The following is a 17868-nucleotide window of genomic DNA, read 5'->3' as shown; positions in this document are numbered from 1 at the left end:
GTTTGAATCAATTAAAAATATCTTAATAGCAATACTTGTCGTTTTCGTTGGCTCTAGCATGATCTTTTCCCGTTCGCATAGCTCCCAAGATTGTAGAAACATAGACACAACGTCTAGCTTTACCACCATTCAAGCTGTAGAAGGTTATCTGTCCTAATCCGCCTACTGTACACTGATTTCCAATTTCAGAGATAGGACAACCGTGATAGTTAAATAAAACTCGCCACATTTGCTGTGAAGTGTGTTTTAGTAAAGTTGTCTCTTTTTTTCCTTTATTGTTTTCCTCTTCATCAATGCGAATGTTTGGCTCAAGATTATGCCATAGGTTGCCATTGTTTTTAACAGCATCAGGAATGAATTGTCCTGCTTCTGCTTGATGGACTGCCCATTGGACAACACCATTTTGTATGCGAAAACTGGCTTGCTTAGTCAATTTATCTTTGGTAGCTTGGTTTTGGGCTTGGCGTATAGCATAATAAACCTCGTTTTGGGCAGTGTTAAGACGGCGAATCTCTACAAAAGTTAGCCAGTTAGGTATTCCGATTGTAGCTAATATACCAATTAATACAACAACTACTAACATCTCTGGTAAGGTAAAACCACTGTTAGAGTGATTATTCCAGAGATTTTTTGCATTAACTAGAGATCGTAAATGCACCTGGATATCCATTTTTGCTTACTGGTCGATTTTCAGCTACCCAGATGTTGACCAACATTTCAGCTTCTTCGCTTCTGACTTCGCGCTGATTAATAATACTGTAAAACAAGGTGGGCAAAGTAAAAATTATGACAATTTTCAAGAACAATTTTAGGGTGAAATTTATATTTTGAAGTCTTGCAGGGTCGTTAAGAAAATACTTCCACAGAAATCTAGCAGCGGCTAGACTTTTTTGCCGATTAAATGGCTTTTGTAAAGCTTTACAGGTCAGATATTTATATAAATTTGCTAGGCTTATATTCCAACTCTGCTTAAGTGTCGAAGGTTTTTCCTTATACGCTCTATCAAGCACTTGCAAGCAGGTTTTTTCCTGCCTGACAAGATTGGAAGAAACTGAATTAGCGCTTATGCGATATAAGATTTGTACAGATGGTACACATATAAAATCAAAGTTAGAGGCTAATCGCAGCCACATATCCCAATCCTGAGCCGCACTTAGAGATTCGTCAAAGCCACCTAATGTAATTAAAGCTTTTTTAGAAATTAAGGGATTGGAACCATTTTCTAGAAAGTTATTTAATAACAGTTTTTCATAACCATTTCCATTTACATTAATCCGCTTACCTGAAAGTAAAAATTGACCATTTTCGTCAATATAATCAGTCCAACTATAAGCAACTTTTGCAGTAATATTTTCTTGCAGAGCTTTTAACTGAGATTGAAGTTTATCAGGTGTCCAAAGATCATCTGCATCTAAGAAACTAACAAATTCTCCAACAGCATGGTGTAGCCCTCGATTCCGGCTGATGTTTCCGCCAGCGTTGGAATAGGAAAATACTTTTATTCTTGAGTCTTGGATTTTTGTCACAACTTCTAGAGTTGAGTCTTCTGAGCCATCATTAATTACAATTAATTCTAGGTCAGTAAAAGTTTGATTTAAAACAGATTGAATTGTATACTTAATAGTCTTTTCATTGTTATAAGTGGGAATGATTACAGAAATTTTTGGTATTGGTTTGCTGGTTTTCATCGCTTTTACAGGGCTAATTTGTTTTTTAATACTCTACCTAGACGGCATTTTAAGTAGTAGAGAGGACTCATCATACTAGCCAAGTAAAACTCCATCTCAAAAAGAGCAATTAGATTACTTTTAAATTGCCCTCTATAGTGAATTAGGTGTTTTAATGCTCGGCGTAAATTCCCTAAAATAGTTTTCATAAACACTATTGGTTTTTGCCAATTTTTAGTATTTATCAAGCTTAACTGGAAAATACATAAGCCACAACCGCGTGCCAGAGTTAGGAGGTAATCTCTCTCAAGTCGCCAATGTGGTATTTGATGATAAGTATGCATGGCAGGATTATACCAAATTTGCCAGCCTGCATAATGTATGTAAAGCAATGGTTCATAGTCATCACCCTGCACCAAAATACCAGGCAGCTTCCCACTTAAATTAGGCCGCTGTGGTACATTTTCACGCCATACCTCTTTCCGAACAACAAGCGCTGCACCAGGAGGAAGTCTTAAATTATCTGCGTCAAATAAATATGGATTTGAACCATGTTCTCTGATAGCTAAAAAAGCTTGAATTCTTTCAAAATTTTCTGGCGGGTTTACTTCAAAATCACCATGAATCTGTCCGCTCCAAGCACCTGCTTGAGGATACTCTAATCCAAAAGTATATGCTTCTGATAACCAATCAGCAGCAGGTAAATTATCATCATCTAAAAATGCGATTAGCTGCCCTTTGGCTTCACGTACTGCTCGCAATCTGGCAAAAGCTGCTCCCTGTTCGGTTTCTAAAAAATATCTTAAATGACAGTTTCCATCATATCTTTTTTGGTAATTCTGGATTATTTCAAACGTGTTATCAGAACTATTATTATCCACAACAACAATTTCCCAGTTAAGTTGTTCTACTCCTGTCTGGGTTAATAGCTTATCCAAAATTTTAGGTAAACGGGTTGCTCCATTGTATGCAGGGATGGCTACGGTAATATCTAAATTTTCAGCTGTTAAGTCAGTCATAATATTTAACGTTTTAATAATTTATTTTTTAAAGTATCCATTTTTCCACAGATAAAAAGGACTAATGAAACTACTTAAAAAAAGTTCCATTTCGCAAGCAGCTACCAAATCATTTTTCAGATTAGTTCGATATTTGAGTAAGTGTAACGTGATTTTACGCAAGTCATTTATCATATAAGATAAAAGAGCAAATGGTCTATATATTTGTTTTATATTTACCATTCTAGTTACACAACGGCTAAGTCCAATACCTCGGAAAAATGGAATTAAATAATCTTTTTGCAAACGCAATTTAGGTATTTTGTGTGATATTTCCATTTCTGGGTTATACCAGATTTCCCATCCTGATTTTTGGAGATAAGACAACATTTCTAAATCTTCACTGGTAAGCATATTGCCTTTAACTCTACCAGTTAAAATAGACTTATCTGGTATGCTTTCTAACCATGCTTTTTTACGGACAACAAGTCCGGCAGAAGGGGGTAGTAATTTTTTAGATGCTTCATATAATAGCGGTAGATTCCCGCGTTCTGTAATTGCTAAGAATGGAGCAATTCTCTTAAAATTTTCCGGTGGTTCTACTTCCCAGTCTGGATGAATTTGGCTGCCATAAGCTCCCGCTTTGGGATATTTTGCACCAAAAGCATAAGCTGCGACTACCCAATTTGATACTGGGTAGTTGTCATCATCTAGAAAACCTATGAATCTACCTTTAGCTTCTAAAACTGCCTTTTTTCGAGCATAAGCTGCGCCTTGTTTTGCTTCAAAGCAATACTTTAAAGGGTAAGGACATCGCCAATCTTTTTGATAGGTTTGAACAACTTTAGCTGTATTATCAGTGCTGTTATTGTCTACAACTATAATTTCCCAAGATAAATTTTCGGTGTGAAGTTGGTTTTGTAGCCGTTCTAGCAGTTCAGGCAAACGACTTTCACCGTTATAAGTTGGGATAGCTACAGTAAAGTCAAGGCAATTGTTCATTGCTCTAAAATTATATTTCTAAGTATGATGTGATACTCTTTATAGTATGCTCAAGTAATGAAAATACGACAATATATTACAAATTCTTCCTGGTGGTTAATAATCAGTCAAATATGTAAAATCAGTCATATTGCAACTTCTCTATCAATTTTGCTATCTCTTTTGCCGTTTTATATACCGTATTTTTAGGTATCTTTTCTATTTTACTGCTACAAGTAAATTTAATTGCAGTCACCATCTTTTTTCTTAAGAGTTGCGCCTAAAAGAGTATTGACGATAAGGCATCGCTTTAAGCTATTAGAGGATGATACAGAACTTCCAGCAGAAGCCAGTACAATTTTTAAACCTAGTGCGTTTGGTGATGTTGGGGTTGTGGTAAAAGTAAGAGTACCCATATAGTCAAAGGTAATAGTGTTTGGTTGATTAGTAGAATCGTATGCTCTAGAGTCTAAAGTACCAATTGTGTTTGGACTAATAATGTTACTACTTAACAACACTGAGCCTGCTGGAATTTGTAAATCTCCACCCAAGCTTTGCCATGTATTATCACTTAAGAGAATAGCAGAGGAACTGGGATAAACAGCAACTTTTATTACCTTGGTGGTGCTATCAGTTGTAAAACTGACACTGTAGCTAAGTTTGTTCTTTTTAGCTGTTTGCTGTGCTTGCTGTATGGAAGCTAAAACAGCATCTTGAGCTTTATTCAAGCGTTGTCGGTTCACAAAGGCAAACCAACCAGGGGCTGCGATCGCTGCTAAAATTCCTACTAACAGCAGTACTACTATTAACTCTATCAGGCTAAATCCAGCATCTTGTTGATTGTAGCCATCGGTAGAGGATCTATTTGCTAAATATTGTTGCTTCAGCTTTGTTTCTCGGCTGTGCAATTGGAAAGAATCTAATAGTCTTAAACTAGGAATATTCGGCATACTATCCTGCTTTTATGAATATTTGTCAAAGATAGAAGCTATTTGGTAAAGATGAAGCTGCTTCCTTGAACCTTAATGTTTGCACTCGGAAAATAACTAGATTTACTCTGCGCGTAACGTACTTTAGTTTCATCATTTTGTATTAAACGAGCTTGTGCATTACCCCTTAAATAAACTTCCGCAGCACTTCTATTATTTGCACTAACTGAATCTACACAAGCATAGAATCCTGTTTTGACAGTAGTTGCTGCTACTGGAATTTGACTAAAGTCAGTAGAGCATATTGCTGCTGGCGCTCCCTGTGCTATTGTTGTTTGATCTATAAAATCAACCAACACCACGGGATCTTGATTGTAAATTCCCCCTCTTGTCCAACTATTCATTTTTGCTTGTAATGTTATGCCTTTTTGTGACAAGTCAAATTGCTTAAAACCTTTATCTGGACATGGGAGATATTTTTCGGTGGGAAATCCTTCGCAAGCACCTACTGTTACTCTAGCAGCAGTATTTGGAACGCCATCTTTAATTTGCCATCTGGCGATGCGGGCAGCCTTAGACCAGTTAGGACTACCGTCTTGAATTAAATAGTAAGCTACCAATGAGTAAACAAAAGTATCATCTTTAAATTGAACCGCATCTGAAGAATTTCTAGTTTCAACAACGTTTTGGCTAAATTCTCGTTTCCAAAAAACAAGCACAGGAACTTTATCTGTTCCACTAGGTAGTTGATTCCCAGTTGTACTTGCATTTGGGCAAGTATTATCGGTACTAGTATCAACAGTACCGCTTAGACAAGCAATTCCAGTAGCATCATATATATATATTGCTTGTTGGAGATCGCGAGTAATATAATCTAGTGCAGCTTTAATTTCTTGCTCAGAGTTTGCTTTGGCTTGTTCCTGACCATCAGTGTTTAAAACACTGATCATAAAACTTAGTAACGGCGTAATTACTAAAAATGCAATGAGCATAGCCACCAGTAATTCAATCAGGGTAAAGCCACTATTTTTGTTTTGCTTGTGAGAGGGTTTTAGCTGAGTACTTAACAGCCACCTCAATATATTCATTTTGCTACAGTTCTCCTTAGTGACCGATATTGAGTTATAAAACTATTTATGTTTACCGAGTTAATTATGGTTGACAACCACCAAGACGATCGCACAAAGCGCTATAGGAACTTTGACCCCTGACAATTTCAGTTGTCATTTCTACTAGGGGAGCTTTGCGATCGCCTAGTCCCCCTGTGAATGTTGCTGCCGTTTTTCCATTGCTATCACTACTTTTTTTCAAGCTACCAGTACCGATGAAGGCATCTGAACGATATACCCGAACTCCCAAACGATAGCTTTGACCGCTATCAATTTGAGCGCTACTTGTGCTGATAGTTCCAACTGCATTGCCAAAAGCCTGAATGTAAAACTGAACTTGGCTGGTTGTACAGGTGGCTGGTAGAGTGATTGTGCCATCCTTGTGAAAGCAATATAAACTAGTTGCGTCTGCGGGAACAGCTGCACTACTGATTAAATAGTCACCACTGGTAGTTGAGCTTGATACTGTTCTGCGTGCAGCAGCAGTTGCAGCAGAAAGTGAGGTAGTATTTGATACTTGAGATTCTGCGATTGTTTTAGACTTAATAGCATCAATGAAGGCTTTAGCCGCTCCTGTTGCTAATTCGACCCGTTTAGCTTGCACACGAGTTGCTGTTGACATTACTAGGACAGGTGCGATCGCTACCAGCAAAATGGCAACTACGAGGATCGCCACAAGGGACTCAATGATCGTAAAACCAGACTCGTTAGACTGAGCAGATAATTGTTGTAGTTGACGTGGGTTCATACTCAATTTTTTAATAAGGCTATGTTTTACAGTAATTTGCGATCGGGTGTAAGCTAAAAAACATCTAATTTGCATAATCGAATTAAATATAATTCTTGTGGGGTGGGCATCCTGCCCGCCCAGCTTATGCAATTTAAATGTGGAACAGCTTAATACACTCGTAACCTCTCTCCAAACCTCTTCCCCATTAGGGAAAGAGGCTAGGTCTGTTAACGTGGTCTATTCACCTAAAAAGTGCTGTAAAAACTCTCATTCAGACACTTTAGGATGGTTGGAGTCGGCAGCTAGTAGGACGTTCAGTTGCAGGTAGCGCAAATTTGAAACCACTGCCAAAGTAACTAGTGTCAGCAGTATCAAACCCATCCGCTGTTTGAGTTTGGACAGCACACAACAGAGTTTTCACCCAAAGGTCATCGCGGCCTACTTCTCTGAAGTATTCATTCGGAGGATCTGCTGCTGGAGTTACAAAGCGCTGCGCAAACAAGTCGGGGTTTTGCGCTAATAACGCCACATCAAAACCCCAGTTACGGTTAGGAGGCATATAAAAAGGCGCTTCACCACTAGGATTAGTAACATAAGTACTATCTGATGTGTAACCAGGTCTTGCAGAATGCAGAACTCTGAAAAAGATACTGTTATTCTTAGCAAGGCTAGCAGTGTCAGTAAAATTAGGGTCAGCAGTGGTTGCTGGAGCAGTTGTTGGTCCTGGTCTAACAAAAGCTTGGAATGGTGCGGTAGCATAGATACTGCGTTTAAATTGGATGAATGAACCGTTGATATTGGCATCAACCCCATCCCAGTTTTCTAAAAACCGCACAAAGTTATGCAAACCCCCATTGATTTCGTAGGTATTTGGACCCACACGAGCCGGACTATCACCAGCAGCAACAACTAGATTAAAAGTTGTTGCACTTGCCTGAGACAACCATCTAGTGTTTTTAACAAGACTAGATAATCCTGCTAAACTGGCGTAACCTTGATCTTGAGGTGCTACGGTTGTTACCTGTAATTGCAATACAGGTTCTAATAACGGCTGGTATGTCGCATCTCTGGCTGTAAGAATCAATCCTGTTGTAGTTCCAGGAAAATCCCTCAAACTAGAAGCTGGTGGTCTGTGGTACCTGAAGAATAGACGATTAGTGGCGTTGTATTCTATTTTATCGAGTCCTGACCCTGGTGCTCCACCGTAATTAGTATCTGTTGTAGTTGCAAACCATAGGGCATTAGTTGCTGTTTCAGGTAAGGTACCGTTACTAAATTGGTCAACTACCTTCTTTCCGCCCACTGTTTTTATGCCCAGTACAACCGGAGTAGCGGTATTAAAAGGTATAAAAGTACCATCAGTTTTAACTGTTTGACCCGAAGTATTTCGTTTGTAGGCAACTCGGCGGGCAAATCTTTCAAAACCAGGCTGTGCCAGTTGGGCGGTAGTACCAGCTAAGAGTTTGCTACGCTCTGCATTTGCTGGAAGATTATGGGATTGTATTGTTTGATCGCCATCGTAACCAATATACCAATCCAATACTCCACATTCCGAAACTGGTATCTTGAAGCACATCTCCATTACATACTCTGGGAAAGTTCCTCGGCGTTGAATGGGTGTGACAAAGTTGGTCAAGTAAGAACTGTTATTGTCGGTAGAAGTGGGAGTACCTTGATAGTAGGCATCACCACCAGAGTCAATCAAGAATTTAGATGAAGTGACGAAGTTGTTATTCCAGAAACCTACCTTTAGTCGGCTGAGTACGAGGTTAGGATCGCTCCCTTGGTTATTTCGCAAGTCGTAATCACCCTCATTACGGAAACCTTCACGGAAGCTATTAGAAAGCAAAGTGACAGCATCAGCAATTACTGATGCTGGTCGCCAGGTTTCGCCTGTTGTGCAATTAGGTAGTCTAGGGTCACTAGGCCGACAAGCAAAGTCAGGATCGCGGTTTGTCTCAGCACGAGTGTAAAATTTAGTATCGTAGTTAGAAGCGCTGGGAGCAGGTAAAAGATCCGGGGTTTTGAATTCTTGTTTAGTGTGCAGATTAAAATTGCCTTTAACATACACTGGTAGCTCAGTTGCTAAAATTAAACCTTTTTCTTCTGGTCTGTAATTAGTCTTACGACTCAAGTCACTGCCATTAATCAACATAATGGCGTTGGGTCGCCGTTCTGGATCGAGCCTGTAGTCAGTAGCACTAACATTTTCACTAGCTGAGTTACTGGCATCTTTTTGAGCATCATCACGGGAGGCATAGATAATGCCGCTATTGGGCAATAGATATTCTTTATCCGATGCAGCGCCGATTGCTTGTGTGCGAAACTTACTTAAATCTATGGTAGTGGCACGAATTTCTAGAGGCTGACGCTGTTCGACTTCCAGATTGTAGTTTCCAGTTAATGCACCACCTTTATCTATAGCTTTAATTTGTCGGGCATCAAGAAATGCCCTTTCTGTGATTGCACCATGAGGAATGTAGGTAATACTCTGAGCTAGAGTGCCATCAGCAATCTGTATTGCACAGATGGTAGAGTCAATTGCTGATTGCTCAGAAAGAGTAAGTTTGCTGGTTGTTGCTTTGGCCAAAGCTTGCCTAAGTAGAGGATTCACAAGGCGACCATTGGGAAATACCAAGTTAGCTTGATGTTTCAAGCGATTTAGCAAAGTTACGCTAGTGTTAGTAACATCATCATCGTTAGTCGCAGCTGCAAAAAAACCATTGCTATCTACTGTCTGTCCTCTAGTTATGCCAGCAGATGTAGTAGTGGGAGCCTCGTAAACAACCCCATTATTTGATCTGGCTCCAGCAGGTCTAGCACCACTTGTGTCACCGCTCACATCCGGTAGTGTACCTGTATTTCTTGCTGTCTCAATGTTTGTGGGATCGTAGTAACTACTTACACAGGCCATAGGTGTTTGATAATCGTCTGGTGTAGCTGCCTCAGGATAGTAGGAATCAAACTTGTAGTGATAAACTGCCGTGGCACGCATTACCAAATCACCACGTTTTTGTTTACTCGCATCAAGAGGATCGGGCGGATCGGGTACAAGCATAGGCATAGTATCAGGCCAGACTACTGTGCCAGCACTTTCGTTGACTACCGACACAGGCGTGCTTGGATCATCAGGTGGTGTTGGACGAGTAGGTGTTAGTCCAGAACCTGTAGGTCTATATACTCCTGCACCTGTAATCACCCTCAGTCCACCGACCACATCGAGGGGATTAGATCGGGGTGAAGCGGCTGAAATTTCCCAAAAACCATCACGTCCTGTTACCCCTAAATCTGATAACTGTCTGACGCGAGTGGTACGAGTTCGATCTTTAGTAGTGCTACCTGTCCACTTCACAGCAGGATCGATAGGTTGGGGATCATCATCTCCGACAAACTTTCCTTTTGTGTTGTCCCATATAAGTTCAGGTAGGTTATTGCCTACTACGATGCGATCGCCTAACTGTGTTTCTATTACAGGAGTATTATCTACAACGTCTGGATCTCCAGTAGGTAGTTGCGCTGTATTTAGTGTTAGTTTTGTATTAGTATCTGTTGGATAAATCCACGCATCCATTGGACGTAGCGTATTAATAGAACCTTTCATAAAAGTTGCTGCATCTGCTGTGGTATAATCGACACCAGCAGATTTTTCAATACCAGAAGTACCATAAGGAACTTCTTTAAATGGTACACGCCTAGTACGTTTACGGAACCAATTTCCCAATTCTTCCTTACGTACTTTAGTCGCATCCAAGCTTGGATCGCTTAGAAGCCGATTATTTATATTAGTTTGGATTTCTTGAGGATCAGTATTAGCTAATTGTGCGTTCACTAATAAGTCTATGCGTTGAGCATAAGCCTGAGTGTTATAGGCAATGTCATTCGAGTTATTTGAGGTAGTTTTATTAGTAACTCCCAAAGATTTAGTTATATCAGGTGTATTATTTTCTCTAAATAAATCTACGCGTGTTCCACCTTTCTCAGTTGCACTGATTGGGCTACTAGTTGCAATATTACCGCCAACAACTATTTTGCCATTTTCTCGTTCGTAGTAACATGAATACCTACTACTGACCTGAAATAGGGTTATATTTTGATCGGTTTCACCAGTAAATAAGTTACTGTTGGTAAAGATGCGTCCATTGAGACGGAATCTCGGCCCTGGTGTAATATCTAAGTCATCTTCATAGACAACGGCATTATTAGTAATAGAAATTTGACTACGATCTTGTTGCATTTCTAATGCAGAAAAGCCCTTATTACCTCGATACTGCTCATATTTGGTTGTTGGTGTATTAAGAGAAGTAGCTTGAGCAATATCACTAATGGGAACCGTTACCGCATAAACGAAAAAGCTTTTTTTCAATTCGCCAGTTGGTAGTTTATACCAACCCGAACTACCTACTAAGCTGGCACTAGTATCACCAGCTACGTCACAAGCTCCACCTGCTTTAGCTGGTAGCATAGGAGGAGTTCTAGCATCTAGTGGGCTTCTACTTCTGGTTTGGGTTGTACCAGTTTGGGGGGGAGTGCGGAAGTAGAGACCATAGAGAATAAAGCTATCAAATTTACCGTTATTATCTGTATCGGCAGGAAATTTCCAGGCTGTTTGTATGTTTTCTTGATTTTCTAAAGCCATACTACTACCTGCTTCAATCATCGGAGTTGAAGTACTTTTATTAAGGTTATAAGCCAGGGTTATAGGAGTTTCATCACCAAATGTATAGATAGAAAGTTTATTAATTAAGGTATTGTATAGGGTTAGATTTGATGGGACAGAGCGTGGTAGAGTCGGGTCAGCAAACAGTGCAGTTATTTTGGCTTTAGCCCTTTCTAATGCAGGGGTGGCAGCTTGCATTGTTGCTTCATTCACGCGGACGTTACTAGCATTTTTAGAACGCTCAAAAGACCGAAATAAAATTGCAGTTGTTAATAGTACGACTACCAAAACTACCATCGCCACTGTTGGCAATACAAAGCCAGAGTTAACCGAGCCGCGTCTTCTTCGAGTACCAGAAATAGTTCGCAAAAGCCAAATAATTTGCTTATTAATTGCAGAGACAAACTGCTTGCTAATTTGTCTGAAGGTTTTTTTAATTACCTTGAATAGCTGGCGTTTTCGAGACATAGCTGCTTCCTGGTCAAGTGGATTATAGCGGATTTTCTATTTTGTCAAAGTTTTCACTTATGCCTATTAAGTATTTTTACAGGCATTAGATGAAAGGATATTTATCTAACTACTACATTTGGCTTTACTAACTTCCAAATAAAATAGCTATAAAAAAAAGATAATTTATTAAAGTTATATCATTTATAAATTGTTCATTTTATCCGGTAAACACTGATTTTTTCAGAATTATTTAGTTCAAGCCTGATAAATAATAAGAGCATTACTTCACAGTATATTTGCGTAAATGTGTTTTATTTGAAAACAAATTTATGAAGATTTTATCAGCAGAGTAGGCTTATAATACCCATCTGTTAAAGGAAAAATATCAGTTAGGTGCAAAATAATCAGATGTGCGGCTTAAATTCCCGACTTATTTAATTAAGAAGTCGGGAATCTTGTTGTTCACATTGCTTTGATTAATTACTAATTACTCACTAATACACCTTGGCGTAAATCCCATTACCACCTTTAAAGGCAAGCAAGCTTCTGCCACAAGGTACGAAAAATTAGTACCCTGTGGCAGAAGCTACTAGGCATCATAGATGCAACACGCAGTCACATTAACGTTAAAAAGGGTGGTTAGTGCAACAATATGGGGTTTAACCACCTGCGTGGGTTTCAAACCCTCAATTATTCTTAGACTTTGTTTGTGTATCCAAGCCAGTTTGGTTTTCTTCCTACAACCCTTTGGATACAGCAGGCGCTAGCCTCTCCTGTTGAGTGAAGGGGAGACGCCAGGTGCTATGTAGCAATTTGTGGTACTGACACCTTCACCAGCATTTTTTTGCTAAAAGACAGACCGTTCTCATTTTTGTCGATGATAATCGTGTCTCCAGAGATAAAAGTATTTTCCAATAATTTGGTGGCGAGGGGGTTTTCTACTTCTCGCTGAATTGCCCGTTTGAGTGGGCGGGCACCGTACACTGGATCATAGCCTGATTCGACAAGGTGATCGCAGGCTGATTGGGATATCTCAAAAAAGATTTTTTGCTCGCGGAGGAGATTTTCTACTCGCTTGAGTTGAATACGGATGATATGCCGCATTTCCGTGCGACTGAGGGCATGGAAGAGAATAATATCATCAAGGCGGTTGAGAAATTCTGGGCGGAAATGCGATCGCAAAGCATCCATTACCCGCTTTTGCATCATTTCATACTTGGAATCATCACCAGATACATCCAAGATATGTTCGCTACCAATGTTACTTGTCATGACGATCACAGTGTTGCGAAAATCCGCTGTACGCCCTAGTCCGTCAGTAATGCGACCATCATCTAACATTTGCAGAAATATGTTAAATACATCTGGGTGAGCTTTTTCAACCTCGTCTAACAAAATTACTGAGTAAGGCTTGCGGCGAACAGCCTCAGTGAGTTGCCCCCCTCTTTCAGAGTCTACATAGCCTGGAGGAGAACCAACTATTCGCATGACAGAATTTTTTTCCATATATTCCGACATGTCAAGCCGGATAATGGCATCATCAGAATCAAAGAGAAACTGAGCTAAAGCGCGAGCGAGTTCGGTTTTACCTACGCCCGTGGGACCCATGAACAAAAATGAACCAATAGGACGCGAGGGATCTTTCATCCCCGCACGGGCGCGGCGAATTGCGGCTGCTACTGCTTCTACAGCCTCTTCTTGCCCAATGACTCGTTGATGCAAATGACTTTCTAGTTGCAGTAATTTTTGTCGTTCCGATTCCAACAAGCGATTGACGGGGATTCCTGTCCACTTTGCGACGATTTCGGCAATATCGGCTTCGGTGACTTGTTCTCGCAGCAACGTGGAACCTTGGTTTTGAATTTCTAAAAGGCTCGCTTCTTTGGCTTCGCGATCGTGCTGCACTCCCTCCAATTTGCCATACTTCAGTTGGGCAGCTTTATTTAGATCATAGGCGCGTTCTGCCTGTTCAATTTGCACTCGCAGCGCATCTTCTTCTTTCTTTAAGGCGCTTATAGCCTCCAATATCTGCTTTTCACCTTGCCATTGCTCATTAAATATTTGCTGTTTTTCTGTTAAATTGGCGATTTCTTGTTCAATGCGCTCTAAACGTTCTTTCGTTTGGGGAGTACCCTTTTCTTCGCCAGCTAATGACAGCTTTTCCATTTCTAACTGCATGAGGCGGCGATCAATCGTTTCCAATTCGGCTGGTTTGGAGGTAATCTCCATTTTCAACTGTGCTGCTGCTTCATCCACTAAGTCAATAGCTTTATCTGGTAAAAAGCGATCGCTAATATAACGTGCTGACAGGGTTGCTGCTGCTACCAAAGCCGAATCAGAAATTTTGACGTTGTGATGGACTTCGTAGCGTTCTTTCAATCCCCGCAGAATCGAAATAGTATTTTCCACAGTTGGCTGATCGACAAATACTTGCTGAAAGCGGCGTTCTAGGGCGGCATCTTTCTCAATGTGTTTGCGGAACTCGTCGAGGGTAGTTGCACCAATACAACGCAATTCTCCCCGCGCCAGCATTGGTTTGAGCAAATTTCCCGCATCCATTGCCCCTTGTTGGCTGGAACCTGTACCGACTACGGTATGCAGTTCGTCAATAAACAGAACAATGTCACCGTTAGATTCTGTAACTTCCTTGAGGACTGCTTTGAGACGTTCTTCAAATTCTCCTCGTAATTTTGCTCCAGCAATTAAACTGCCGATATCTAATGAGATCAACTTGCGGTTTTTCAGAGATTCAGGAACATCACCGTTTACCATCCGTTGTGCTAATGCTTCTGCGATCGCTGTTTTACCTACCCCAGGTTCACCAATTAATACAGGGTTATTTTTGCTACGACGAGACAATACTTGAATTACCCGCCGAATTTCGTCATCCCGCCCAATTACCGGGTCGAGTTTTCCAGCTTTTGCCTGTTCTGTTAAATCTCTACCAAATTTTTGTAGGGCTTCATAGCGGGATTCTGGGGTTTGATCTGTCACCTTTTGGCTACCACGAATGGTTTTGATAGTAGCTTCGAGTTTAGGTGCATCCGCGCTAAAGCCTTTGAGTATTTTTCGTCCAATGCGATCGTCTTCAGCAAAGGCCAAAAGTATATGTTCCACGGAAATGTAGGAGTCTTTCATCCTGGCTCTAGCTTCCTCGGCTCGGTCTAGTAAAATATCTAAATTGCGGCTAAGGTAAAGCTGATCGCTTTTACCAACTTTGGGCTGGCGTTGGGTAAAGGCTTCTAGCTGCTGCTGCAAGCGGATTGGATCGACCTCAGATCGAGCCAGGATACGTATTGCTAGACTAGTGGGTTCTTCTAACAGGGCAATAATTAAATGTTCAACATCTAGTTGCTGTTGTTGATAAGCACGGACTATATCCTGAGATTTAACAATTGCTTCCCAGGCTTTATCAGTAAATTTATTTGGATCTGTAGGTTGCATCTTTATAATTTTGGAATTTGGATTTTTAGTTTAAGGATTGGGGATTATTAAAGGGAGTAGGGAGTTGGGAGTGGTTGTAACCCTACTCCTTCCTTAATACCCAGATAATTATCAAGGAAGGCAGGAGGCAGAGGGCAGGAGGCAGGAGGAAAACTGCCCGACGCTCGCGGACTCGCTAACGCTGCGCTATCTACCTCCTGCCGCGACGCCTTGGGAGCAGGGGTTTAAGACCTCACCGTTTATACGGCGCTTACAATTGGGAGGGGTCTGAATCCTCTCCCAATTGTTCCTTCTGCCTCCTGCCTCCTGCCTCCTTCAACCAAACATTCTCAGCGTATATCCGCGTGTATCTCCGGTGGCAATTTGGGATTGGCAATTGATGATAGTTTAATCTATTGCCTATTTCCTAATTTAAAACGAAAATACTGTTATGAGCAGACTTTCCCCGATAGTGTTATTGGAGCGATGTCTAACGACGGGCTATGACGCTCGCGGACTCGCTAACGCTTCGCTATCGACTTCGCTATAAATGTTGCTCATCAACGACAGTATTGGGGTAAAACTAATAGGATTTACGTAGAGGAGATCCCCTAACCCGCCGAAAAGCGGAAAAGTCTCGCGCGTCTTCTGGGTTTACTGACACGAGACGACAGTGCGCGGGAAAAATCAATCTCTCTCTAGCTCAACTTTTTAAGACATCTGTGTAGGATTTTCCTATGGCTCTTAAGCACAAGTTGCTGCCCAGATTCCCAGCTTCTTGAAGAAGTCGAGGATCTGAATCCAGCTTAAATAAATGACATTCCACCCTACCGGATAATTAATTTTTTGGAAATCCCTGATAAAAATTACTGACTCACAAGTTGCTCTTGTGATTCCTGTTTGACTCCTGAACCTTGAGTTCCCAGTTGAATCAGCTCAATTTTATACCCATCTGGATCTTCCACAAAGGCAATTACCGTCGAACCATGTTTCATCGCCCCTGGTTCGCGCACGAGTTTACCGCCCTGATTGCGAATTTCTTCACACGTAGCGTAAATATCATCAACGCCAAGGGCAATGTGACCGTAAGCATTACCTAATTCGTACTTTTCCACACCCCAATTGTAGGTTAGTTCGATCGCCGAGTTGTCGCTTTCGTCGCCATAGCCAACAAAAGCCAGGGTAAATTCTCCTCCAGGATAATCTTTCCGGCGCAGCAGTTTCATTCCTAGAATTTCACAGTAGAACTTTAAGGATTCTTCAAGGTTGCCTACCCGCAGCATTGTGTGTAGTAATCGCATATTGACCTTTTCTCTGTAATTGATTTAGTGTTATTCTCTGCAAACATTTTACCTAGCTCAAAGTCTTAAGGGAAAAATGCCGTCACAGAAAGAATTAAAAGCCGAAAGGACAGGATAAACAATTATCCATTTTTGGCATTGCTCCCCATCCCTATAATGGAAATCTTCTTTAATCTCAGCCGAGAAAGTCTCTTAACCGCCTATGCTAGCGATTGGGTTAGGCAACTGGACTGGATGCGTAACACACTCGAATAAAGGATAAAGTACAGATGAGTAAATTTCTAGATACTGCCATTGAGGCGATCGCAGCCCGTGAAATTCTTGATTCTCGCGGTAGACCGACAATTGAAGCCGAAGTGCATTTAGCTAACGGTGTTGTTGGACTGGCGCAAGTTCCCAGTGGTGCATCTACTGGCACTTTTGAGGCTCACGAACTGCGTGATGGCGATAAAAGTCGTTATGGGGGCAAAGGCGTACTCAAGGCTGTACAAAACGTCAGAGAAGCACTTGCACCAAAATTGTTAGGCTTGGATGCCCTCAACCAAGAACTGCTAGACCGGACAATGATTGCGATAGATGGTTCTGCTAACAAATCCAAATTGGGGGCTAATGCGATTTTGGGGGTTTCCTTAGCAGCTGCTAAAGCTGGTGCTGAGTCTCTAGAAATTCCTCTATATCGCTATTTAGGTGGCCCTTTAGCGAATTTGCTACCAGTGCCGTTGATGAACGTGATTAACGGTGGCGCACACGCCTCAAATAACGTGGATTTTCAAGAGTTTATGATTGTCCCAATTGGCGCAACTTCTTTCCAGGAAGCATTGCGTTGGGGTGCAGAGGTGTTTGCTACCCTCAGTCAAGTGTTAGATGAAAAGGGTTTGCTTACTGGTGTCGGCGATGAAGGCGGCTTTGCTCCTAACCTAGAATCTAATCAAGTGGCTTTGGAATTGTTGGTTGCTGCCATTAAGAAAGCTGGTTACAAACCAGGGGAACAAGTAGCTTTGGCGTTGGATGTGGCGGCTAGCGAATTTTACAAGAATGGTCAGTATGTTTACGATGGTAAACCTCACGCCCCGGCTGAATTTATTGATTATTTAGGACAACTAGTTGACCAATACCCAATTGTGTCAATTGAGGATGGCTTGCACGAAGAAGATTGGCAAAGTTGGCAATTACTGACCCAGAAGTTAGGTTCGCGGGTGCAATTGGTAGGGGATGACTTATTTGTGACTAACGCTACTCGCTTGCAAAGAGGCATCCAGGAAAAAGCCGCTAATGCCATTTTGATTAAGCTCAATCAAATTGGTTCACTTACTGAAACCTTGGAAACGATTGATTTGGCAACTCGCAATAGCATCCGTTCAGTAATTAGCCATCGTTCTGGTGAAACCGAAGACACAACGATCGCTGATTTAGCTGTAGCAACCCGTGCCGGTCAAATCAAAACAGGTTCTCTATGTCGCAGCGAACGAGTAGCAAAATATAATCGCTTGCTGCGAATTGAAGATCAACTAGGCGATCGCGCCGTTTATGCTGGTGCTGTGGGGTTAGGGCCGAAGTAGGGACTGGGGACTGGGGACTGGGTGACTGGGGACTGGGGACTGGGGACTGGGGGCTGAATTCTTC

11 protein-coding genes are annotated in these 17868 nt (G+C 41.3%); 1 reads left to right on the top strand and 10 read right to left on the bottom strand.

Going from position 1 to position 17868, the window contains the following annotated elements; translation table 11 throughout:
• Nucleotides 1-22: 22 nt before the first annotated feature.
• The 10 genes from V7K41_RS28080 to gloA all read right to left on the bottom strand — a co-directional run bounded on the left by V7K41_RS28080 (nt 23) and on the right by gloA (nt 16245).
• The gene (locus V7K41_RS28080) at nt 23-670 is read right to left on the bottom strand and encodes a pilus assembly FimT family protein (RefSeq protein ID WP_334853560.1); all 648 of its coding nucleotides are present in this window, start codon (nt 668-670) and stop codon (nt 23-25) included.
• Entirely contained in the window at nt 636-1688 is a 1053-nt protein-coding gene (locus V7K41_RS28075) for a glycosyltransferase (protein WP_334853559.1), read from the bottom strand. Before V7K41_RS28075 ends, V7K41_RS28080 begins: the two co-directional genes overlap by 35 nt.
• Before the next feature lie 5 nt (nt 1689-1693).
• On the bottom strand, nt 1694-2686 hold the full coding sequence (hpsE, locus tag V7K41_RS28070; protein WP_334853557.1) for a hormogonium polysaccharide biosynthesis glycosyltransferase HpsE: 993 nt from the start codon (nt 2684-2686) through the stop codon (nt 1694-1696).
• A gap of 21 nt (nt 2687-2707) precedes the next feature.
• The gene (hpsE, locus tag V7K41_RS28065) at nt 2708-3667 is read right to left on the bottom strand and encodes a hormogonium polysaccharide biosynthesis glycosyltransferase HpsE (protein WP_334853555.1); all 960 of its coding nucleotides are present in this window, start codon (nt 3665-3667) and stop codon (nt 2708-2710) included.
• 221 nt (nt 3668-3888) lie between these two features.
• On the bottom strand, nt 3889-4596 hold the full coding sequence (locus V7K41_RS28060) for a prepilin-type N-terminal cleavage/methylation domain-containing protein (RefSeq protein WP_334853553.1): 708 nt from the start codon (nt 4594-4596) through the stop codon (nt 3889-3891).
• Nucleotides 4597-4634: 38 nt separating this feature from the next.
• Nucleotides 4635-5663 carry a hormogonium polysaccharide secretion pseudopilin HpsC gene (hpsC, locus tag V7K41_RS28055; RefSeq protein WP_334853551.1) on the bottom strand — a complete coding sequence of 343 codons (1029 nt, stop codon included), beginning with the start codon at nt 5661-5663 and terminating at the stop codon, nt 4635-4637.
• A gap of 64 nt (nt 5664-5727) precedes the next feature.
• Nucleotides 5728-6432 (bottom strand): hormogonium polysaccharide secretion pseudopilin HpsB, encoded by a 705-nt coding sequence (gene hpsB, locus V7K41_RS28050; RefSeq protein ID WP_334853549.1) that lies wholly within the window; start codon nt 6430-6432, stop codon nt 5728-5730.
• Between the two features lie 262 nt (nt 6433-6694).
• The gene (gene hpsA / locus V7K41_RS28045) at nt 6695-11539 is read right to left on the bottom strand and encodes a hormogonium polysaccharide biosynthesis protein HpsA (RefSeq protein ID WP_334853547.1); all 4845 of its coding nucleotides are present in this window, start codon (nt 11537-11539) and stop codon (nt 6695-6697) included.
• A 783-nt stretch (nt 11540-12322) separates the two neighbouring features.
• Nucleotides 12323-14965 carry an ATP-dependent chaperone ClpB gene (gene clpB, locus V7K41_RS28040; RefSeq protein ID WP_334853545.1) on the bottom strand — a complete coding sequence of 881 codons (2643 nt, stop codon included), beginning with the start codon at nt 14963-14965 and terminating at the stop codon, nt 12323-12325.
• Between the two features lie 845 nt (nt 14966-15810).
• The gene (gene gloA, locus V7K41_RS28035) at nt 15811-16245 is read right to left on the bottom strand and encodes a lactoylglutathione lyase (protein ID WP_334853543.1); all 435 of its coding nucleotides are present in this window, start codon (nt 16243-16245) and stop codon (nt 15811-15813) included.
• A gap of 269 nt (nt 16246-16514) precedes the next feature.
• Here gloA and eno point away from each other — a divergent pair, with 269 nt between their 5' ends.
• On the top strand, nt 16515-17804 hold the full coding sequence (gene eno / locus V7K41_RS28030) for a phosphopyruvate hydratase (RefSeq protein WP_334853541.1): 1290 nt from the start codon (nt 16515-16517) through the stop codon (nt 17802-17804).
• The last annotated feature ends 64 nt before the right edge of the window (nt 17805-17868 follow it).

It is taken from the genome of Nostoc sp., assembly GCF_036917415.1.
Taxonomy (GTDB): domain Bacteria; phylum Cyanobacteriota; class Cyanobacteriia; order Cyanobacteriales; family Nostocaceae; genus Nostoc.
The sequence above is the reverse complement of the archived record's forward strand: the minus strand, read 5'-3'. Positions and strand labels throughout refer to the sequence as shown.